Consider the following 22,844-nt stretch of genomic DNA (forward strand, 5'->3'; position numbering starts at 1 on the left):
TGGGCGGCCTGGGAAGAAGGATGTTTTGTAGCTTTCGATTTTAATGACGGCACATCTACGGAATATTATAGTGTAACAGTACCGGTGGGAGGGAAAATCACCAGTAAGCCTGTAGACCCTACAAGGGACGGTTACCTGTTTAAGGGCTGGTACAGCTATCGGGATCAAAACCAGAAGCCGGTAATATGGGATTTTGAAAATGATACCGTTATGAATAACATGTCTTTATGGGCGTCTTGGGAAGAAGCATGTTTTGTAACCTTCGATCTTAACGATGGTACAAATACGGTATATTATAATGTAACAGTGCCAGTGGGAGGGAAAATCCTGACTAAACCTGCAGACCCCACAAGGGACGGTTACCTGTTTAAGGGCTGGTACAGTTATCGTGATCAAAACCAGAAACCAGTAATATGGGATTTTGAAAATGATACCGTTATGACGAATATGTCTCTATGGGCCTCTTGGGAAGAAGAAAACGGCAGCGGCAATAATAATGGTGGAAACGGCGAAAATGGAAATAACGGCAGCGGTGGAAACGGCGAAAACGGAAATAACGGCAGCGGTGGAAACGACGAAAGCGGAAATAACGGCAGCAGTGGAAGCAATAGCAGTAAAAATGGGCCTGTTGTTACAGGCAGAGTTGACGATAAGGGCATTGTAACTATAAATGAGCAGGAAGTACCTAAGGTGGAAGCACCTATATTTCCCGGTAATAGTGAAAACGTAAAAATTGATGAGCAAGCAGTACCTAAAGGGAGCCTGGATAATTTGCCGAAAACAGGAGAGGATAACACATCTCGAGTTTTATATAGTGCATTGGTTCTTGTATCATTATTTATGATTGGAACGTGCCTGCTATATAAAAAGAAAAATATTTAAATATAGGAAGACGGTAAGGAGGAAAATCAGATAGAAAAAACTCCTTACCGTTTTTTTATAATGAGCCAAAGCCGGAGAAAAAAACAATGTCAGACGGTATGAAATGAAAGGCTGCAGGGATCGTGACACGGTATTATTTGCCTGTAATAAAATATTTAAACGAATTTTTTTTGGTTTTTACCTGTTTTTAAAATAGGAACGGGAACCTATTTTTAAAACAATAAACAAAGCAGTAAAGAAAAGAGTAAATGTAAAATCTTATGCCTGAACGGCAAAAAGCCGCCTGTAAATCACAAGCGGTTTTTGCATTTGCAATCATCATTTCTTTTTGACAGGATAGCAAACCTCGGTCACTAATTCCTCTGGGTTCTGGGTCTGAGCGGGGCTGACATGATAGATGCAGAACATAGCTCCGTTAAATTCATATCCATTATCGTTCACCCAATTTGCCACTGCGTTGTTTACAGCGGTAAGCTGCTCATAGCTGCCTTTGTAGGTTGCCGCGGCAATCTCTACCGCAGGCACAGTTTTAAATACAACGTGCTCAGTGTCGTGATAGGTACCTTTTACCGTGATTTGTATTTCCACATCCACATCGTTTTCCTTGTACCCCTCATCATGAAAGATTGCGAGGCTGCAGCAGTTATCTGCAGGTTGTAGCTGCAGCGAAGCTGTTTCCGTCATCATAAGGTTCCACAGGATACCTTCCTGATCATAGGCGGGAATCACCTTTCGTGTACTGGCAACATAGCGTTCTGGTAAAGTTTTTAAAACAACATTATAACTCATAGCAGTTTCATCCTTTCTCAGCCGTTTGATGGCTGTGTCAAGGAGCAATAAACGGCGGCCTGTTTCCTCGGCCTCACCCTGTACCTCAGCCTGCTTTACCGTCAGAAAATCGGCCAATGCCTGCGGGTCATCATAGCTCTTTAAGATCTCTCTGATCGCGGCAAGACTAAACCCCATATCCTTAAGGGCTGTGATTCTGCCCGCAACCGGCAGTTGATCCTCCCCATAGTAACGGTATCCGGTAAAGTTATCTGTGGTTTTCGGAACCAGCAGGCCGATCTCATCGTAATGCCTCAGCATCCGTATACTGATCCTTGACAGTTTTGAAAAATCACCTATTTTCAACATTTTTATTACCTCACATATATGTGTTTTTGAGCTCAACTATAGTATAGAGTATACCATAATGTGAGAGTCAATGGAGATTTTTAAATTATTTACTTTATGCCAAGATACATTGATTGTTAGGTTATATGGATTATTGCCGTATTTGCATTTCCAAGTAATGGGATGCTGTTTTTAGGCCTGTATTGGTGAGCAAATTCATTCTAATGCAGGGAAGAGAATCTAATACATAAAAGCAATACCTTGAGGGTTCAAATTTCCTCAACTGCATCAAAAGTTATAAAAACAAGCCAAATTAAAAACATTCGACTTGTTTTTATTTATATGCTATTATGTAGAAAATTGATATTAGGTGGTGATGAATAACATGGTTACACTATATTTTTCAGGTACGGGCAATACAAAATATATAGCACAACAATATAGTAAGAGGATGAATTGTGGATGTTATTCAATTGAAGATAACATTGATTTTATCAAAGTGATTTCAATGAATGAGTGTATTTGTGTATGTTTTCCAATTTATGATTCTCGTGTTCCCCGGATTCTTAGAGAGTTTATACACAAGCATAGGGAGTTGTTTAAAGACAAGCAACTTATTATTTTGGTAACGCAAATGTTTTTTTCGGGCGACGGTGCTCGTTCTCTTACAGATTTGTTTCCTAAAAATTACTTACATGTTCTTTATGCAGAACACTTTAATATGCCAAATAATGTTTGCAATATTCCCTTTTTATGGAAAATATGGGTAAAAAATGGAAGGCTTAATGATAAGAAGCTATATAAGGCAAATAAAAAACTTAAAAAGACATGTGATGACATAAAAAGTGGCAGGGTTGTGAAACGTGGATTTAATGTCTTTTCTCAAATTTTAGGTTTATGCCAAGGCTCGTTTGCAGAGAAAATAGATGAGCGCGGAAAAACTTCTGTTAAGACATATTCCGATTGTACAGGATGTGGGATATGCGTTAAGATTTGTCCTATGAAAAACTTAGAACTTATAGATGGAAAAATTGAACATAAAAATAACTGTACGATTTGTTACAGGTGTGTAAATACCTGCCCGCAAAAGGCGATAACAGTGTTAATAAATCGAAAACCCAAAATACAATATCACGGAGTATAAGCATTTTCTACACCTGCACTATCTTAAACCATACTTGAGTCTGCATCTATTTCTTTCATTTTTATGGTATACTCAGGTCAATTTATATAATCTGTGGACAAAAAACACAAAAAGTCGGGAACAGCCGCTTTGAAAGTTATAAGATATAAGCACAGACAAGGAGGTGATGTACATGGGTTGGGTTGAATGCATCGGCGAGGCCGTCAGCTATATTGAAGATAATATCACCGAAGAACTATCAATTGAAAAAATTGCAAAGCAGGTATTAATATCACCTTTCTATTTTCAAAAGGGGTTTGCTATGCTTTGTGGTTTTACGGTTGGAGAATATATCCGGCAGCGCAGGCTTGCACTTGCCGGCAGTGACCTTGTTTCCACTAAGGAAAAAATTATTGATATTGCACTTAAATATGGTTACGACTCACCGGATAGTTTTACCAAAGCATTTACTCGTTTTCATGGTGTCACACCGACTGCTGTTCGAAAAGGCAGAGCAATGATTAAGGCTTTTGCTCCGCTGAAGATCAAATTAACTTTGGAAGGCGGTTATGTTATGGATTACAGAATTGTTGAAAAAGATTCATTTACGGTTATGGGGGTGTCCAGGACATTCAAGTATGCTCGTGCAAAAACAGAAGTCCCTGAGTTTTGGTCGGAGCTTTATCAGCCCGGAAAGGAGAGCGTTGTATGCGGAATGTATGGGATCAACATTGATGAAAGTATGGGATCAGATGAATTTGAGTATCTGATTGCAGACGATTACAATCCGGATGCAGAGATACCGGAAGGTTTTGTTACAAAAGTCATTCCTGCATACACATGGGCTGTTTTTGCCAGCAGAGGTGAAATGCCTCAGTCCTTACATGAGGTGAACAAAAAGATTTTTTCGGAATGGCTGCCAAACTGCAAAGAATATGAGATTGCTGCGGGCTACTATATTGAAATGTACAGCGATCCTGCCGAGTATTCAAAAGGGATCCAGGATGAAAAATACTATTGCGAGGTCTGGATTCCTGTCAAAAAGAAGTAACCAAACTATATGAGCATAATCAGAACCTGCATCTAAATTGAGTAAATGCCACATGTGTTAAAGCTTAAACCCTTGATAGAATCAAGGGTTTAAGCTTTTTACTATGACTATAAAAGATGATTGTAAATGACTGCTATAAAAAGCTATATTGACAACATAAGCAATGTCGTTTTTCATTTTTACAGGATAATATGTTATAATTGAAAATAATATCATGAGGAAGGACATATGAGGAAACACATAGGATGATAAATGTATTTGGGGAAGGGGAATAAAGGATATGCTTTGCTGTCTTAACAGAAATATATGACTGTTAGAATTATAAGGAATCTGCCTAAAAACATAATAAAGGAATTAAATTAAATTTCAGGAGGGGTATATATGGGGTATAAAGTACTGGTAGCAGATGATGAGTATATCATTCGCAGGGGGATCATCAGTTTTTTGAGACAATACGGGGATTTTGAGCTGGCAGCAGAAGCAGAGGATGGAGAGATGGCGCTTGAACGGGCAAAAGACATTTCTCCGGATGTTTATTTTGTTGATATTAATATGCCATTTCTAAATGGCCTTCAATTTATAAAAAGCTTAAGGAACATAAACCCAAGGGCGGTGGTAGTGATCATCACCGGGTATGACCGGTTTGAATATGCCAGAGAAGCTTTAAAGCTGGGGGTCTTTGAGTATCTTCTCAAGCCACTGATGGAAGGCCCTTTTGATGAGATGATGCAGCGGGTCCGGGAAAGGCTGCAAAGTGAGGAGAGTGAAGATAAATATCTTGACTGGGCTAAGAGTATGCTTGCACAAAATCGAACCTATCTTGCCTCTAATTTTTTGCAGAGAGCTTTGGAAGGGCATTATACAAGGGAAGAGATCAGGGAGCGTTCCCAGTACTTAAACCTGTTACTTCCGGAACCGTTTACAGTTACGGTGATTTCTCTGGAATATCAGAAAATGGAAGACGTAAAAAGCACCTGGAATGAAGATCTGTTGTTTTTTGTTGCTGAGAATATTGCAAATGAAATGTTTCAGGGGCTGGTGAACCCAAACAGTTGCCAGGACAGGCATGGAAATCTGGTGGTGATTTCAAAAACTGTGGCTCCGGAAATTGCAGAGGAACAGGCGGAGACTTACGGTAATATGCTGGAGTCCCATTTGCCGGTGCGCAGCATAGTAATACAGGTGAACGGAGAGGATTATGGATCCTTGGCTGAAACCTATGAAACGGCTGTCAGCCGGTTGAAGGAGCTGGAGACCGGTTCCTCTGTGATTAAGGATGTGAAGCTATATATCGAGGACAACTATTCACGGGAGGACTTTTCCTTTCAGGATGCGGCGGGCCATGTGAATTTGTCTGTTCCCCACTTAAGCAGGATGTTCCGCAGAGACATGGGAGTCACCTTTATCGATTACTTAACCAGTGTCAGGATCCGAAAGGCCATAGAGCTTTTACATAACAGTGAAATGAAAATTTATGAAATCGCGGAGCTGACCGGATATGCAAACCAGCATTACTTCAGCAATGTGTTTAAAAAGAACCTGGGGGTCAGCCCCGGGGAATACCGGAGGTTAATTAAAAATGATAATCAAACCTCCTTCATGCAATGATTTTATACCTTTTACTCAAATTATTGCAAAGACTTTTTTTCCTCCTTCCGGCATAATAACCGTACAGCTTAAATAAAAAAAGGAGGATCATTAAAATGAAAAAAAGATTTTTAAGCGTGCTGCTGTGCGCATCCATGGCGGCGGTTTCTTTAGCCGGCTGCAGCAGCGGAGCCAGCAGCCCGACCGCAGCCACCGCTGCTCCCCAGACCACGGCTGCACAGGCCGAAACAACAAAAGCGGAGGAGACTAAGGCAGAGGAAAACACGGCCAAAACCTCCGACGCATCAGGAGAGAAGCTGGTAGTAGGTTTCGCTCAGATCGGTCAGGAGTCCGGATGGCGTGACGCGGAAACCCTTTCCATTCAGACCTATGCGTCTGAAAACGGGGATAAGGTGGAGCTTCTTTTTGCCGATGCGCAGCAGAAGCAGGAAAATCAGATTAAAGCAATCAAAAATTTCATTGAACAGGGCGTAGATGTCATTGGTCTTGCACCTGTAGTAGAAACCGGATGGGATCAGGTATTTGCCGAGGCGAAAGAGGCAGGTATTCCTATCATTCTTCTGGACCGTCGAGCGGACGTCAGCGAAGATTTATACGCAACCTTTATCGGCTCTGACTTCATTGAAGAAGGCAAGATGGCCGCAAAGGAAATGGCAAAGCTCCTTGGGGAAAAGGGAAAAATAGTTGAGCTGGAAGGTACTGTAGGCGCTTCCGCAGCAACTGACCGTAAAACCGGATTTGACGATGAAATCAAAGCAAGCTATCCAGGTATTGAAATCGTAGCTTCCCAGACCGGCGATTTCACCAGAGCTCAGGGAAAAGAGGTTATGGAGTCTTTCTTAAAATCCAATAAGGATATCAAAGGTGTTTACGCACACAACGATGATATGGCCCTTGGAGCAATCGAGGCAATCAAAGAGGCAGGATTAAAGCCGGGCGAAGATATTAAGATCGTTTCCATCGATGGTGTACGCGGAATCTTTGAAGCAATGGCAGCCGGAGAGGCAAACTGTACCGTAGAGTGTAATCCGTTACTTGGGCCGCTTTTATTTGAAACGGCAGCAAAGCTGAAAGCAGGCCAGTCTGTTGATAAATGGGTAAAATCCGTAGATGGCGTATTCACCGCTGATATGGCAGCTAAGGTACTTCCGGACCGCAAATATTAAACCGCGGGGTTGTTGCAAAAGTATCATTATTTTTGCAGCAACCCTTTTCATATCAGAGGAAATGTCCTTTTAATTTGAAAGCGAGGAGGAAACATCATGAGTGCTGGGAACCAGTTGCTGACAGCGAGAAATATATCCAAGGCGTTTGGGAAAGCGGTCATTGCTTTGTCTGAGGTACAGTTTGAGTTGAATCGGGGAGAAATACATGCCCTCTTAGGAGAAAACGGTGCAGGAAAATCAACTCTTATTAAAGTGCTGACCGGAGTTGAAACCAAGGATCAGGGGATCATTGAACTGGAGGGAAGACAGATCAATCCCAGATCCACCCAGGAAGCGCAAAACCAGGGAATTTCAACGGTATACCAGGAGGTCAATCTTTGCCCCAATCTTTCCGTGGCGGAGAATATTTACATTGGGCGGGAACCAATGAACCGGTTTGGAACAATTAATTGGAAAAAAATCAATGCCGATGCCAGTGGGCTTCTGGAAAAGTTTGATTTACATATAAATGTCACGAAAAGTCTGGATCATTACTCTGTGGCGATCCAGCAGATGGTGGCGATTGCAAGAGCCAGCGATATTGAGGCAAAGGTTCTGATCTTAGATGAGCCAACCAGCAGCCTTTCCTCTGCCGAGGTTGAAAAGCTGTTTCAGATCATGAGAAGGCTTCGTGAGGAAGGCATGGGGATTATTTTTGTTACACATTTTCTGGATCAGGTTTACGAGGTTACTGACAAAATCACTGTACTTCGAAACGGAAAATACGTGGGAACCTACTTGACAAGAGAACTGCCAAAAGTAGAGCTGGTGGGAAAAATGATAGGAAAGGATTACGCGGGGCTTAAGGAAAGCCTGAGTACAAAATACCCGGAGGAAGGAGATGACCAGGAGAAAAAGACCTTTATTGAGCTGGTCAATATCAGCAGTCCCGGCACGGTTATGGGGTTTGGGCTTGAAGTGAAAAAGGGAGAGGTTCTGGGCTTTTCCGGGCTTTTAGGCTCCGGCCGCTCGGAGACAGCCAGGGTTTTATTTGGAATAGATCCCATCAGCCAAGGAGAAATAAAGGTAAAAAATGAGACAACGCACCTCCATTCTCCCTTAGATGCAATCCGAAATGGAATTGCTTTTTGTCCGGAGAACAGAAAGACAGAGGGAATTATCGGGGAGCTTTCCATATGGGAAAATATCATACTTGCCCTTCAGGTGAAAAGAGGAATCTTTTATAAGATTTCCAGGAAAGAAGCGGAAGAGCTGGCAAAGGAGTATATTGAAAAGCTTCAGATTAAAACGCCGGGAACCGGGCAGTTGATAAAGAATTTAAGCGGAGGAAACCAGCAAAAGGTAATTCTGGCCCGGTGGCTTGCCACAGAACCGGAGTTTTTGATGCTGGATGAGCCGACTCGGGGAATCGATATTGGAACAAAGGCGGAGATTCAGAAAATCGTCATGGATCTTGCCGGAAAAGGAATGGCAGTGCTTTTTATTTCATCAGAAATTGATGAGATGCTCCGCTGCTGTACCAGGATGATCGTGCTCCGGGATATGAAGCAGGTAGGAGAACTAAAGGGAAAAGAAATATCGGAAGAAGCAATTATGCGGATTATGGCTGGAGGTGAAGCTTCATGAGAGTGCTCTGGAATCGTTTGTCAGGAAAACAGTATTTTCGTCCCCTCATCATCTTTATCATGATTCTGCTCTTTAACGGCATTGTCAGTAAGGGAGAATTTTTTATGCTCTCCATTGTGGATGGACACTTATACGGACGTATCATTGATATCGTAAGAAACGGAAGCAAGCTTATGATATTGGTTGCCGGTATGACCATGATACTGGCAACAGGAGGAACCGATATTTCCGTCGGCTCCATCATGGCAATCAGCGGAGCCATTGCATGCAGCATCGTCAATGGCAATATTTTTCCGGCATTAAACGGAAATGTAGCCGCAGCAATTATTTTTGCAATCCTTGCAGGAGTTGCCAGCGGTATCTGGAATGGTTTTTTAGTTGCAAAAATAAAGATTCAGCCAATTGTAGCCACTATGATTTTAATGGTCGCGGGAAGGGGAATCGCACAGTTGATTACCAGGGGGAAAATCGTTACGATTACCTCGGATGCCTATTATTTTATGAATGGAGGCTATATTTTAGGCCTTCCCTTTCCTCTGTTTATTGTGCTTTTTCTGGTGGGGTTTTTGGTGATATTCACAGGAAAAACCGCTTTTGGCCTGTTTTTGGAATCCGTGGGCTGCAATCCGGCTGCATCTAAGTATGTGGGCATTAAGGTTGACCGGATGCTGCTGGCAATCTATACGCTTTCCGGAGCCTTTGCTGCTGTAGCCGGTTTGATTGAAAGCGCAGGGATCAAAGGTGCGGACTGCAACAATGCGGGGCTGGGGATTGAAATGGATGCCATTCTTGCCGTGGCAATTGGAGGAACCAATTTAATGGGTGGCCGTTTTTCCATTCCTGCCAGCGTGATCGGAGCATTGATTGTACAGAGCATCACCACAACGGTACTGGCGCTGGGAGTTCCGGCGGCTTATATCCGCGTGTTAAAGGCATTGCTGATCATTATCATCTGTCTGTCCCAGTCAAAGCAGTTTAAAGATCTGGTCATCAAGGGTAAAATGATAAACAGAAAGGTGGTTGGTAACTGATGGAGCAGACCGGAAAAAGAAAAAGGTTTCAAATCAATAATATTTCACTGGCTATTACCGTTGTACTGTTTGTCCTGATGTTTCTGTTTGGATCTGTAAAGTATAATAATTTTTTGTCTTTATCAACCTTTTTAAACCTTTTTAATGACAATGCATACCTGATGATAGCGGCAATCGGAGCGACCTTTGTACTTATAAGCGGAGGGATCGATATCTCCATCGCGTCTACCATAGCATTTACCGGCGTAGGCTCCGCTTACTTGCTGGAACGGGGCGTTCCGGCACTTCTGGTAATTATTCTTATGCTTCTTGCAGGGCTGCTCGTAGGATGTACCCAGGGAGCCCTGATTCATTATTTTAAGCTTCAGCCGTTCATCGTAACTTTGGCAGGCCAGTTTTTGATGCGGGGGCTTTGCGTCGTCATCAGCGAACGTTCCATTCCCATCAGTGATCCGTTTTTTAAGACCATGGCTCTTGGAAAGGTGGCGGTTCGCCTGGGAGAAGCAAAAGCGTGGAACGGGAAGGTTTATTATTATGTATTTATCCTTCTGATTGTTTTTGGGGCTGCGGTATATACCCTGAGATATACAAAATTTGGCAGGTGTTTATATGCACTGGGAGGCGGTGAAACATCTGCCGGCCTCATGGGATTAAATGTTGCCGGAACGAAAATTGCGGCATACGGGATCAGCAGCTTTTGCGCGGCTCTCGGAGGAATTGTGTTCAGTTTTTATACTCTGGCAGGATTCGGACTTCAAAATTTAGGTCTGGAGCTGGATGCCCTTTCATCCGCTGTTATCGGCGGTACCCTGCTTACGGGAGGCGTAGGCACTGTGGCGGGAACGGTTGTGGGCGTTATGATAGAGGGAATTATCCAGACAATCGTTACCTATCAGAATTTAAATACCTGGTGGACGAAAGTTACCATTGCGGCGCTTCTCTGTTTCTTTATTGTCATTCAGAGAATCATTTCAATCCGCGCAGAAAAATCAAAGGGGAAGAAGGGATAATAAAGCCAATATTGCAGTTGTAAGAACCTGTTAACTTCGCTATACTGGATAGGTAGGAAATATGATATGAAAATTGGAGTGAGAGCAATGAAATATTGGAAGAAAAGATTCATGGATATGAAAATTCGTGATAAAATGATCAATTCTCATATTTTTATTGCGCTCATTCCTTTCTGCTTTGTGGGGATTCTGGGAATCATCAGCTCCACCAGAGAGGCGGAACGCAATGTGACCCAGCATACGTCTCTGTTGGTGGGGCAGGTGCAGCATACCACGGATATTTATATAAGCAGTATTGAGAAAACTGCGAATATGCTGATCCGGATTATTGAACCCATGGATCTTGGCAGGATCCCATCTGCAGAAGACAGCCGCTGGAATGAGTATGAAGCAGCGCTGAAAGACAGCTTTGAGATGGTGGCAGATACTCACGATGAAATTGCGGGCATTTTTTTTGCCACCGAGCATGATATGTATGTGGGAACCGGGATGTCCAGAATCTCCCGGGACCCGTTTGTCAAAGAGGTCTGGTATGAAAAAGCTGCGGCTTCTCCGGGAGAAATGCAGATAATCAGCAATGTTACCGGAAGGAATATTGTTACGGAGGCCGCTTACAGCATTGACGATGTATTTTCAGTGATGAAGGCAGTCATGGACCCGGAGACAGGGGAGAGGGTGGGCGTATTGCTGTTTGATGTAAAGCATGAAATTATCTCTTCTGCCATCCAGGATGCCAACATCGGTGAAAATGGATTCGTACTCGTCCTGGATGAGCAGAATCACTTAGTATATGCGCCAACCAATAAAATCGTCTACCGCATCCGTCCGGAATGGCTGTGGAATGAAGAAGAACCTGTAACTGCAGTGGTCAATGGGGAAAAATATCAGATCAGCTATCAACGATCCGCCTATACCGGCTGGAAAACCGTCAGCGTCTCATCCTATCAGGAAATCATGGGCGGAATCAATACCATGCTGTTCATGTTTGGCTGGGTGCTGGTTTTAACAATTCTCACGGTATTTATTGTGGCGGTAAAAATTTCGGAGACGGTCACAAAGCCGATTGTCAGGCTCCGAAACCTGATGAAGGAGACGGAAAAAGGCAATCTGTCTGTGCGTTTTGAAGGCAATTATCTGGATGAGGTCAGCGAGCTTGGACGCCGGTTCAACCAGATGCTGGAGCGCATACAGGAATTGATGGAGGAGGTTTATAAGGAACAGGAAAACAAACGGAAAGCACAGCTTAAGGCAGTTCAGGAACAGTTTAAGCCTCATTTTTTATACAATACCCTGGACACCATAGGCTGGATGGCAAGAGAACATTCCGCTTATGACATTGTTCATCTTGTGGATGCCCTTACCAATGTTTTCCGCATCAGCTTAAGCAAGGGAAAAGACTATATTACCATTGAAGAAGAAATCCGTTATATTTCCAATTACCTCTACATACAGAAAATCCGATACGGACCTAAGGTGCAGTACGAAATTCAGGTAGAGGAAGACTGCATGAACGTGATTCTGCCCAAAATGATCCTGCAGCCCCTGGTGGAAAATTCTATTTACCATGGGGTAAAGGTGAAGAATGGAGACGGGCATTTAAAAGTTCTTGGAAGGGTGGAAGATGATTGGGTGAGCCTGGAAGTCTGGGATGACGGAAAGGGCATGAAGGAAGAAACCGTTGGGGAATTATCCAGATTATTAAATGAGCCGGGAGAAGCCGGCAGGAACAGAAGCTTTGGATTGTTTTATATAAAGGAACGGCTGCGCATCCGGTATGGAGAGCAGTTCCAGGTATTGGTGGAAAGCAAAGAGGGGCAGGGGACGCGTATTGTTATACGAATTCCGAAAGAAGTTCAGAGTGAACTTGAAAAAGGGTAAAATGGAAAAAAGAACGAAATTACTTGTGATATTACTGATAATGATATTTGGTTTTTTAGGGTGCCGGATTTATAACGGGGCGATTACCCAGACGGTTTATAAAAGCGATGTGGAGTATGTGATCGGTGTTTCCCAGGCAAACATGCGGGAGGCATGGAGAGTTGCACTGATCAATGAGATCCAGGAGGAAGCGGGAAAGTATCCGAATATCAGGATCGTTACGGCGGATGCGACTTCCAGCGTAGAGAAGCAGGAAAAGGATGTTGACAGGCTTCTGGATTTTGGCATTGATCTTTTGATCATTTCTCCCTGTGATTCCAGCCGCCTGACAAAGAAGGTGGGAGATGTCTATCAGAAGGGAGTTCCTGTGATTGTTATGGACCGCAGCGTGGAAGGCTTTGATTATAACCTGTTTATCGGCCCGGATAACAATCTGATCGGAAAGCAGGGCGGAGAATGCGCGGTCCAGTTGCTGGGAAACGGAAAAGGGGAAATTCTGGAGCTTCGCGCAACTGCCGGTTCCCTTCAGAGCCAGGAGCGGAGCCAGGGCTTTGACTCTGTGATCAGGGATTATCCTAACATAGAAAAGACCGTCTGTGATCTGAAAAATGACATGAAGGATCCAGCCTATGATGCGGTTTTTGCCATGAAGGATGAACTGAAAAGTGTTTCCCTTATATTTGCCAATAATGATTCAGTGGCCTTTGGAGCCTATGAGGCGCTAAAAGACAGAAATCTGGATGAGAAGATAAAGGTCATTGGGTGCGACGGCTTTACCGGAGAAAACGAAGGGGTAGATTTGGTACGGAAGGGAAAACTTGCGGCAACGATTTCCTGCCCCACGGGAGGAAAAGAAGCAGTACAATATGCCATTAATATTCTGCGGAAGGAAAGCGGTGTTCCCAAGCAGGTGATTTTAAGAAGCCATACGATCTATCCACGAAATGCCGGTGAGTATCTGGCCGCGCTTGACCGGGAGAGCATAGACGATGGCAGGAGAATTACCGTAGGATATTCCCAGGTTGGACAGGAGAGCCAGTGGAGGCTTGCCAATACCCGCTCCATTCAGGAGGCAGCCAGAGAGTTTAACATAGAGCTTCTCTTTGACAGCGGAGATCAGTCTCAAAAAAAGCAAATTGATGCGATCCGGCGGTTTATTAAGGAAAAGGCAGATGTGATCGTAGTTTCTCCAGTAGTAGAGACCGGATGGGATGAGGTGCTGAAAGAGGCCAAGGAAGCCAATATCCCTGTAGTAATGTCTGACCGGAGAATTGAAGCAGGAGATGATTTGACAACTACTTATATTGGTGCTGATTTTTTAGAGGAAGGGCGAAGAGCCATGCGCTGGCTGAAAGAACATGTAAAGCCGGAGCAGGGCATGGTTCGTATTTTAGAGATTCAGGGAAGTGAAGGTGCGACCCCTACGGAAGAGAGAAAGAAAGGGTTTTCCGAAATATTGGAAGAGAACCCTCAGTACGAAATTGTATATACGGATTATGGTGATTTCACTTATGATGGAGGAAAACGGGTTGTTGAGGAATACATCAACAGCCACATCTGGGATGCGGATATTATATATTCCCACAACGATGATATGGCCCTTGGAGCCATCGAAGCTTTGGAAGCCCATGGATTGAATCCGGGGAAGGATATAACGATTGTTTCCGTGGATGCAACGAAAGAAGCGTTTCGGGCAATGGTAGACGGCAAGCTGAACTGTGCGGTGGAATGCAGTCCACTTTTAGGTCCTCCGCTTATGAAGGCAATCCGGGATATGATCGCAGGAAAGGAAATGCCCCTTCGGATCATAACAGAAGAAAAGGTGTACGATCAGTCTGATGCGGAAACAGTTATAAAAAACAGGGAATATTAAGGACTACCATTTTCGTTGGAATATTCTTTGCCGAAAAAAAATAAAAAAGTACTTGATTATTCGCAAAAAGTATAGTATTATAATTGTACGAATTGAATTAGCAATTCGTACAATTGAAAAGCAGAAGTGGCGGAATTGGCAGACGCGCACGGTTCAGGTCCGTGTGGTAGCAATACCTTGAGGGTTCAAGTCCCTTCTTCTGCATAGCTATACTTAATGTCCTGTGGAGAACACCACAGGACATTTTTTGCGTGTGCCCGGCGGGCACACGTTCCAACGAGTGTAAGTCTTGAATCCGCCCGGTAGTGGGAAGGATATAGCCAAAGGCAAGGGTGTCCATCGTGAGGTGGAATCTGAAGGAAGCTGGATACTGGGAACATACTAACCAGTGGGCAAATCTCTGGTCTGACGAACAGAAATCACATAAGAGGCTATGCATGAGGGTAAGACTGCGCAACAAGTTGAAGCCCGATAACTACACAGAATCATGTATTATAGATTAAACTCATTCGTTCAGCAAGCGTAATACTACAAGCATAAGCAAGGAGCAAAAATAGAGTTTTACGATTAACACATTCCCTATTAAGTAAAACCTACAAAGTATTATAAATAAAGACCTTCAAGCATTTCTCTTTCATACTGTGTCAATGCAAAACGAACAAATGAGATTCGGTTTATTTGACCGATATTTTAGAGAGAATGCCCTATCAAAATAAGGACCGTAATACTATCCATATACTATTTATTTTAGGGGTATTACAGGATGAATCCAGATAACCCACGATTGATTTTATAATTAAGGATATAGGAAATATAGGTAATCAAATTAAAATTCATCTGGGGTCATTCTGGTTACTCTAGGGATTATATAAAAAAGACCAATAGAAATAAAAAGGAAAATTAAGGAAGAATATTTCAAAAAAGTATGTACAAACAAAATTATATGTGGTATAATGATATTAAGTTAATTTAGATTGACCGTTGTCACATAATGATGTAAAATAAATTTAATTAAAAATTGCTTAGAAGAGCGAGTAACCAGATGGATTGATTCTGGTAACTGGCTCTTTTTGTCGTCTAAAAACATAATCAGAATGGAGGTGGAACAATGGGTGTAAAGAAACTTCAAGGTGCGGACGGGATGAATTTTGAGATGCAAATGACAGTTGCAGGACTAGAGGGTGCAAAATTTAACGAAGAATTAAAGAATAAAGCAGGACACGATATTGTAAAGGTTAATTGTTGGGGTGGTAGATTATCAGCCTTTGTGAATCTTCCTAATGCTGTAAGGCCCAATAACGTGCAACCCTTTCAGCTTTCTGACTGTATCAGTTTAGAGTTGGTGCGAAACCAAGTTGTAGAGTTTATGCGTTCATGTTTGCAAAAGCATTTGAAAGATAAGTATTCAGAGGAATTTCTATCACAATTGACTGCGACGAAACTTGAATGCAATCTAACCATAAAGTGCATTGGTGACTGCAAACCAAAAGATGTAATCAAGTTATTTGAAAAAGCATTTCCAAAGGTTACTGTGTATAAAGAAACCGATGATAACGGGAAACCGCACAGAAAACCAGAAAGAGGAATCACTACAACCAAAGCCCATGAATGGGTGCTAAAGGTGTATGACAAATCTTACCAGTTGAGAAAAGATGGAGATTTGAGCGTTGAATCCGATTTGATTCGTGTTGAATTGGTTTTCTTAGAGAGAATGCTTGACCGAATGTATTCCAATAAAAAGTCATTGGAAGATATTTTGACGAGGAAAGCGATAAAAATATTGATTGACCAGTACCAAGTGACCTTTGATGAAATATGCGAAAACGAGCTAAAGAACGTGCTGAATGCTTGTACCCGAGAAGTATTTGAAAGCCTTACTTACTCTACTTCTGGTAAAGAGGTAAGCGATACAGTAGCAAGGTGCAAAGAGTTTATTCTTGATATAGAGGTGCTACGCAAAGCCCTACAACAATGGTATAAGTTTCGTGGTATGACAGATAACTCAAAGCGAATGGTATTTTACTATCGCAATGGTAACTTCGGTATTCCATCAGATGTGCTTAAAACGGTAAAACTTATGCACAATTCAACAGGTTAAAACAGGGTTGAAAAGTATCAATAATTGTTACCCTGGAGCCCCAAACTTTGAAAACTGAAAATCTCAAAATCATGGTACGAAACAACACTTTATAGGTGTGAAAACCATTCTACAAACGATTTGAGCATTTTTCAAAAATCAGATTTTGTCCATAATTACATGAGACAGCACAGCATAATGTTATCAGTGGAATAACAGTAAAGGAGGTAGAGCAATGCCGATAGCTACAATCATCCGACGTGATATTAAATTAAAAAGCAAGCCTACTAGCGGTTTGCAAGCATACAACCTCTTGATAGAAGCGATAAGCGAAGAACTAGACGAACTGCAAACTATACTTTCCGAGCTATCTGATTCAGAAGCTAAAAAATGCTTCATCAGGGATTGGAATCCAAACGTTCGGAGTGTTTCAGTTCATGATTAAGCAAAGGAGCGTGATAAGATGAGCTACAAAAAGGGGGTGAGTGGTAATCCAGCAGGTAGGCCAAAGCTAACAGCAGAGCAAAAGGAACAAAGGGAAGAATTTAAAGAACTGCTACAGGAATCCACAGTCGAAGCTCTACAAAGTATTATCTTAATTGCCAATGACAGGTACAACAAGGACAGATTTAACGCTTGTAAGTTTATCATAGAAAAAGCATATGGAGCAAATACAGCTTTTCTGTTGGACGGTACAGAAGATACTTCCCCTATTGTGATTGAGGTTGTGCCACACAGAGCAGAAAATGACGATGATTGGGAAGATGAATGGAAAGCATCACCTGATGATGAAGATTTAGAAGATTATGAATGGGAGGAATAAAACAATGCCGAAAACAAAAACAGTAGCAAATAATGGCTTTAGCATTATTGAGAACTACAACAATCTCTTTACTCAGATTAATTCTGCCAAGACTGTTGATGATGTGCGTACACTTCTTGCAGATGTAAGAGCTTTTATTGCGATTTATAGGAAAGTTGACAATACTATGGCTAACAGAATCTATGAGAAGCTTCAAAGCAAATTGCAAGGTTTAATTGAGGAAAATACTTTTGTGTATGAACGTATGCTCAACAAAGTAAATGAAATTCGTGATTGGGCTTATGACTATGCAGGAGAAAAGGACGATTCGCAAGCGGTACAAAGCAAGGTGCTTCAACTCATTGCAAAGCTACCAAAAAGCAAGACCACAGCCAATGAAAATGGAATCACAACAATTATTTCAAATACCATTAACTCTGGTGTTATCGGTAGTAAAGCAGTATTGGAGCTATTAAAATATCCTGCTTATGCTGACATGGTATCTGCAAGATTCAGGGAAAAAGCATTTGATGGTAGCAAGACCCCAGCACAGCAAGCATTTGAGCGGATGAAAGAAACCAGCTTGAGAGAATCAGAACAAGCACTTTCTTCTGTGTATTTGCAAGGATTCCACTTTAGGAACGTCGAGAAACAATCAAATGCATTAAAGAAGCCTACTAACTGGAATGCAACCGAGGATAACGCATAACAGATATATGCCAGAGGAACCCAGAGCCACCCAGATTTAATTTGAAGTCATAAGGTTATGATTCCTATAAGTATAGGACAAAGACCTTCCAGAGTCAATCTATGACTCCAGAGGGTAAACATAAAATTGAGAATAAATATAAATAGGTCGCTATGATTAGCCCAGTTTCCGAGTACGGAGCAAATACAAACATGGGTAATCAGTACAACAGTTCAGTCGAATATGTATTGGTCCCTCAAAGGAAAGGGAGCAATCATAATGAAAAACGCAAATAATGTAACTAATATTGAAAATAACGAAGCCATCAACAATGTTACAGAGCTAAAAATACCTCGTATGGTACCTATTCAGACAGTAGCTGATGAATGTGGCTTCTCATATAAAACGTTATGGAAGATGTGCAAAGAAAATCAGATTGTGTATATAAAGGCCGGTAATAAGTATCTCATCAACTTTGAAAAGTTTATTGAGTTCCTCAATACCGGAGTGCAGGAATAGGAGGAAAATCATGTGTGTTTTAGAGATAGAGCGAAGCAACGGTCAACCAATAGAATGGGAGCAAGTTAAAGGATTCAGCAAATATCTTGTTTCTGATACAGGATTGGTTTTCAGTTTGGAGCGAGATAAGATTCTTTCGCAATATGACAATGGTTGTGGTTACTTACAAATCGTCATTAGAAATGATGATGGTGCCACAAAAAGTATGCGAGTTCACAGGTTAGTCTATATGGCGCACAAAGGGGAAATCCCTAAAGGGCTTGAAATAAATCACAAAGACAAATGTAAGACAAACAACTGCATTGAAAACTTGGAAGTGGTTACTCGTGCTCAAAACAACAACTATGGCTCTCATAATGCAAGAATATCAGAATCCATGAAAAAGTATAGAGCTAAACAGCGTAAAGCGATGGCCTGTTGATATAGTATCAGAATTTATACTTTCTGAACCTATACAAAAGTTACTTCATATAGGTATCAAAAAGCCAAAGAACAAACTTATGATAATTCTCAATAAGAGTGTGTACTTTTTGATACCAGCCTGATAAGATAGATACATCAACAAACACACGTTCGATAATTCTTAGGAAAGAGGTGTATCTATGAAATATGTAGCGTATCACAGGACAAGCACCAAAGACCAACATCTGGATAGAGGAATAGCAGAAATCAATAAATTCTGTGCTGATAGCAATATTCATCTGTATAAAAGCAAGGTTTACACAGACCAACAGACAGGAAAGAACTTTGACAGACCACGCTATACCATGTTAAAGGACGAAATACTTGAAAGCGGAGATGTTCTAATCATCACAGAGCTTGACCGATTAGGACGGAACAAAGAAGCTACACTTAAGGAACTGCGTTTATTCCATGACAACCATATTCGTGTTATGGTGTTAGAATTGCCTACAACATTGCTTGACCTATCAACCATGGAAAATACAATGGCTCGTATGATGTTGGAAACTATTAACAATATGATGATTGAGCTATACGCAAGCATGGCACAAGCAGAAATTGAGAAAAAGGAAAAACGACAACGTGAAGGAATCGAAGCTAAAAAGGCCCGTGGTGAATGGGAAGACTATGGTAGACCAAGAGTTATGAGCCTTGAGGAATTTGCTACTCACTATCGCTTAGTACAGCAGGGGGAGAAAAGACCATTTGAGCTTATGCAAGAATTGGGAATGTCTAAGCCCACCTTTTATCGTTACAAAAATCAAATTGAGAAAGGGTGTTAAATATGGCATCAGTAAAGAGAGTTGAGCATAAAAGCGGTAGAGTGGTATATCGCATTGTGATTTGTCAAGGATATGACAAACAAGGCAATAAACTGGTGAAGAATCTTACATATTCAGTAAATCAGTCTGCCACACCAAAACAACAAGAAAAAGAAGCGTTCAAATATGCCCTTGATATGGAAGATAAAATCAAGTACGGTTATGACTATGACGCTGAAAAAATGTCATTTGAAGATTTTGCATACAAGTGGCTTGAAAATGCTAAAGATAACATTGCCTACGGAACTTATATTGGATATGAGCAGTTGCTCAAAAGTAGAATCATTCCGTATTTCAAAGGGTACAAGTTAGCCCGCATAAAAACACCTGTTATTGAAGCCTTTTATAAAACGTTAGTTGCTGAGTATTCCACAGGAACAATTAGTCGTTACGCCAACGTATTAAGTTGTATTTTTAAGACTGCCATGCGGTGGAATATGATTGAGAATAACCCATGCCGAGAAGCACGAAAACCAAAGAAAAAGCAAGAGGAAGAAGGACTGAAATACTTCACCCCAAAGCAAGCGCTGATGTTTCTGAAATCGCTGAATATGTCGTATGATGTGACCTACAAAGGCCATAAGCGGATTGATGATACAGGTAAGCCCTATTATGTCAACGAATATACAGGAGCACATACAGTCCCAACGCAATATAAGGTATTCTATTCCCTATCTCTTTTGTGTGGTTTTAGAAAAGGTGAAACACTTGCTTTACGTTGGGAAGATATTGATTTTGAAAAGAAAGAAATCTCAATATCAAAATCCATAGGACGAACAGAAAACGGATTTGATTGCAAAGACCCCAAAACTTCTACCTCTGTAAGAACGGTACCCTTTCCCGATGATGTGTTGCCGTTGTTTAGGGAATACAAGAAAGAATATACACTATTGCGTTTCCGTCTTGGTACTGCATGGAAAGGGGATAACAGCCTATTCATACAAGCCGATGGAAAGCGTATGGGGAACAGCACAACATACCAGTATTTCATTGCCCATCTAAATCGCTACAACAAATTGGTAGAGGAGCATTCAGAGAAAGCAAAGGTTGAGGGATTGGAGGAACTACCAATAATACCGCTTCATGGTTTAAGACATTCATGTGCTACCCTACTAAACTATCTGGAAATGAATATCATCGACATTTCAAAGATTTTAGGTCATGCGAACTGTTCCACCACCATGAATATCTACGCACATAGCTTTGAGGAACAAAAGCGAGTAGCAAGCAATAAACTCAATGAATTTTTGCGTGAGAACGCTTAAAATGGGTAAAGAGCCAGAGGATAAAATCCAAAGGCTCTCTTTTAATTGATACACATACTCTACTCCTCGTCTTTAATTATCATATTATCAAGAGCATATCGCAAAGCCATGCTAATCAATTCATTTCGGGAGCGATTTGTTTTCGCAGATAATTCGTTATATTCTTCCTGTAAAGTTCTATCTATGCGGATTGTCATAGTGACAGTCTTATCTTCCTTGGGTGTGATTATAAATTTATCATCCATAATGCCTCAAAAACCTCCATACATTTTGAGTACATTATAAATTGAGTTGCCAACCCAAGACTATAACACATAATGAAGTGGAAATACAATGTACTTTTGTGTTACAGCATGATATAATAGCTCTAACGACAATTTGGAGGTATTTACGTTATGCAAAAAGAGAAAAAGAAGTTTTACCAAGCAAAATGGTTTTTGTGGATATGGTTAATATTTTTTCCGCCCATTGGTTTAATAATACTTTGGACATGCCACAAGGAAATGAAAATGAAAAGCAGGGTTATCCTGTCGGTGGTGTTCGCCTTATGGTTTGGTATTCTGATGATTGGTGCAAACGGTGGTTCCACAGAACAGAACACCAACCAATCTCACATCTATGATAACGCACAAATAAAAGATGTAATGAACGGAAGTCGCACAGAAAGGATTGGAGAATATTCAATCATTAAAATCAGTTCTGAAGATATTACAGAAGAAAACTTGACAGACTGGTATTTTAATTACGTTATTAAGAATGATTTTAACTGGTGTATGGTTCTTTACACAAACAAAGAGGACAATACTGGTATTTACTCAATTTCTGGTGTGGTACAGAAAGATGTGCCTTTTATAGAAGATGAATACGGAGATTATTCATTGGGTGATTCTTCTAAGGGTATAGTATATGGCCCCACTGATAAAGGGAAACTTGAAAAATTAAAATTTGAGGAATGAGGAATATGGTATGAAAACAAAACAGCAAAAACTGGAAGAGCTAATATACAAAACTACTGGCATGACTCGCCAAGACGGAGAAACATTTGAACAGTTTGAAGCAAGGGTTAAAATGAAAGACAAAGAGATTGGAGAAAAGGCACAACAAAAGATGAAAGCTGCACAACAGATGTACCAGTATTGCCTTGATAACAACTTTGGACAAGGAATGAATCAAAAATGGGGTGTTAAGCACTTCATGTTGATTGAGCAATCTTTACAAAGCAATGAAGAGGTTCTTATCTGTTTTATTGGCTTACATAATTACATATCAACAACTAAGCACGACAATAATTTTGCGTACGCTGTTACGAACAAACGAATCATTATGGCACAGCAAAAGGTAATAGGTCAAGTCATTCAATCTGTATCGCTGAATAATTTGAATGATGTAACTATGAATACAGGTATGGCGTTGGGTGTAATTACGATTGATACCATCAAAGAAAAGTTTAATGTATGCGTTGATAAATATTCTGCCAAAGCAATTAGTGAGAAGATTCATGATATTTTACTTTTTGAGAAAGATACTAATAATACACCAAGTCAACCGCAAACCCTTAGTTCAGCCGATGAAATACTAAAATATAAAAACTTACTTGATATGGGTGTCATTACACAAAATGAGTTTGAACAAAAGAAAAAACAACTTATAGAATTATAGAAAAAGAGCCTCGACCACAAAAACGGTCAAGGCTTTTCTATTTAGTGCTACGTTATACTAATGAGATACTAAACTTACGATGAGGGACACCGAGATAGGCGGTAATAGGGTAAGCAAAAGTTCTCAAAAAGTAATCACAGTAATACTTATACCGAACTATGCAGAGATAGGGAAAGTGCTATATAAT

The 22,844-nt window shown here is 41.2% G+C and carries 21 protein-coding genes and 1 tRNA gene; 21 read left to right on the plus strand and 1 reads right to left on the minus strand.

From position 1 onward, the window contains the following. Positions 1-882, plus strand: an 882-nt coding sequence (locus ACYVD3_RS25800; protein WP_460645372.1) for an InlB B-repeat-containing protein, incomplete at its 5' end; no start/stop codon positions are given. A gap of 318 nt (positions 883-1,200) precedes the next feature. Here the strand turns inward: ACYVD3_RS25800 and ACYVD3_RS25805 are convergent. Continuing rightward, positions 1,201-2,019, minus strand: a complete 819-nt coding sequence (locus ACYVD3_RS25805) for a MerR family transcriptional regulator (protein WP_460645373.1) — start codon at positions 2,017-2,019, stop codon at positions 1,201-1,203. A 364-nt stretch (positions 2,020-2,383) separates the two neighbouring features. Between ACYVD3_RS25805 and ACYVD3_RS25810 the strand changes: the two genes are divergently transcribed. From ACYVD3_RS25810 to ACYVD3_RS25905, 20 genes are all read left to right on the plus strand, one after another. Then, entirely contained in the window at positions 2,384-3,142 is a 759-nt protein-coding gene (locus tag ACYVD3_RS25810; RefSeq protein ID WP_460645374.1) for an EFR1 family ferrodoxin, read from the plus strand. Positions 3,143-3,314: 172 nt separating this feature from the next. After that, complete coding sequence (locus ACYVD3_RS25815) at positions 3,315-4,172, plus strand: AraC family transcriptional regulator (RefSeq protein WP_460645375.1); 858 nt, start codon at positions 3,315-3,317, stop codon at positions 4,170-4,172. 381 nt (positions 4,173-4,553) lie between these two features. Then, positions 4,554-5,780 (plus strand): response regulator transcription factor, encoded by a 1,227-nt coding sequence (locus ACYVD3_RS25820; protein ID WP_460645376.1) that lies wholly within the window; start codon positions 4,554-4,556, stop codon positions 5,778-5,780. Positions 5,781-5,875: 95 nt separating this feature from the next. After that, positions 5,876-6,946, plus strand: coding sequence for an ABC transporter substrate-binding protein (locus ACYVD3_RS25825; RefSeq protein WP_460645377.1), 1,071 nt, complete (start codon positions 5,876-5,878; stop codon positions 6,944-6,946). Positions 6,947-7,042: 96 nt separating this feature from the next. Beyond that, entirely contained in the window at positions 7,043-8,572 is a 1,530-nt protein-coding gene (locus ACYVD3_RS25830; RefSeq protein ID WP_460645378.1) for a sugar ABC transporter ATP-binding protein, read from the plus strand. Beyond that, the gene (locus ACYVD3_RS25835) at positions 8,569-9,603 is read left to right on the plus strand and encodes an ABC transporter permease (protein ID WP_460645379.1); all 1,035 of its coding nucleotides are present in this window, start codon (positions 8,569-8,571) and stop codon (positions 9,601-9,603) included. The genes ACYVD3_RS25830 and ACYVD3_RS25835 overlap by 4 nt, the downstream gene beginning before the upstream one ends. Then, positions 9,603-10,613, plus strand: coding sequence for an ABC transporter permease subunit (locus tag ACYVD3_RS25840; RefSeq protein ID WP_460645380.1), 1,011 nt, complete (start codon positions 9,603-9,605; stop codon positions 10,611-10,613). The genes ACYVD3_RS25835 and ACYVD3_RS25840 overlap by 1 nt, the downstream gene beginning before the upstream one ends. 66 nt (positions 10,614-10,679) lie before the next feature. Then, complete coding sequence (locus ACYVD3_RS25845; RefSeq protein WP_460645381.1) at positions 10,680-12,491, plus strand: cache domain-containing sensor histidine kinase; 1,812 nt, start codon at positions 10,680-10,682, stop codon at positions 12,489-12,491. Position 12,492: 1 nt separating this feature from the next. After that, positions 12,493-14,364, plus strand: coding sequence for a substrate-binding domain-containing protein (locus ACYVD3_RS25850; RefSeq protein WP_460645382.1), 1,872 nt, complete (start codon positions 12,493-12,495; stop codon positions 14,362-14,364). Positions 14,365-14,484: 120 nt separating this feature from the next. Then, positions 14,485-14,568 (plus strand) — tRNA-Leu (locus ACYVD3_RS25855). Positions 14,569-15,472: 904 nt separating this feature from the next. Then, entirely contained in the window at positions 15,473-16,462 is a 990-nt protein-coding gene (locus ACYVD3_RS25860) for a hypothetical protein (RefSeq protein ID WP_460645383.1), read from the plus strand. Between the two features lie 214 nt (positions 16,463-16,676). Beyond that, the gene (locus ACYVD3_RS25865; RefSeq protein ID WP_460645384.1) at positions 16,677-16,886 is read left to right on the plus strand and encodes a hypothetical protein; all 210 of its coding nucleotides are present in this window, start codon (positions 16,677-16,679) and stop codon (positions 16,884-16,886) included. Between the two features lie 18 nt (positions 16,887-16,904). Further along, complete coding sequence (locus tag ACYVD3_RS25870) at positions 16,905-17,264, plus strand: hypothetical protein (protein ID WP_460645385.1); 360 nt, start codon at positions 16,905-16,907, stop codon at positions 17,262-17,264. A 4-nt stretch (positions 17,265-17,268) separates the two neighbouring features. Further along, complete coding sequence (locus ACYVD3_RS25875) at positions 17,269-17,952, plus strand: hypothetical protein (protein ID WP_460645386.1); 684 nt, start codon at positions 17,269-17,271, stop codon at positions 17,950-17,952. Positions 17,953-18,210: 258 nt separating this feature from the next. Next, positions 18,211-18,450, plus strand: coding sequence for a helix-turn-helix domain-containing protein (locus tag ACYVD3_RS25880; protein ID WP_460645387.1), 240 nt, complete (start codon positions 18,211-18,213; stop codon positions 18,448-18,450). Between the two features lie 10 nt (positions 18,451-18,460). Then, the gene (locus tag ACYVD3_RS25885; RefSeq protein ID WP_460645388.1) at positions 18,461-18,871 is read left to right on the plus strand and encodes an HNH endonuclease signature motif containing protein; all 411 of its coding nucleotides are present in this window, start codon (positions 18,461-18,463) and stop codon (positions 18,869-18,871) included. A gap of 181 nt (positions 18,872-19,052) precedes the next feature. After that, positions 19,053-19,694: a recombinase family protein gene (locus ACYVD3_RS25890; RefSeq protein ID WP_460645389.1), complete on the plus strand. Its 642-nt coding sequence runs from the start codon at positions 19,053-19,055 to the stop codon at positions 19,692-19,694. A 2-nt stretch (positions 19,695-19,696) separates the two neighbouring features. Further along, positions 19,697-20,998, plus strand: a complete 1,302-nt coding sequence (locus ACYVD3_RS25895) for a tyrosine-type recombinase/integrase (RefSeq protein ID WP_460645390.1) — start codon at positions 19,697-19,699, stop codon at positions 20,996-20,998. A gap of 395 nt (positions 20,999-21,393) precedes the next feature. Beyond that, positions 21,394-21,954: a hypothetical protein gene (locus ACYVD3_RS25900; RefSeq protein WP_460645391.1), complete on the plus strand. Its 561-nt coding sequence runs from the start codon at positions 21,394-21,396 to the stop codon at positions 21,952-21,954. Between the two features lie 10 nt (positions 21,955-21,964). Further along, a complete protein-coding gene (locus ACYVD3_RS25905; protein WP_460645392.1) occupies positions 21,965-22,657 on the plus strand; it encodes a PH domain-containing protein in 693 nt (230 codons plus the stop codon). Positions 22,658-22,844: the final 187 nt, after the last annotated feature.

It is taken from the genome of Lacrimispora brassicae (assembly GCF_054772055.1).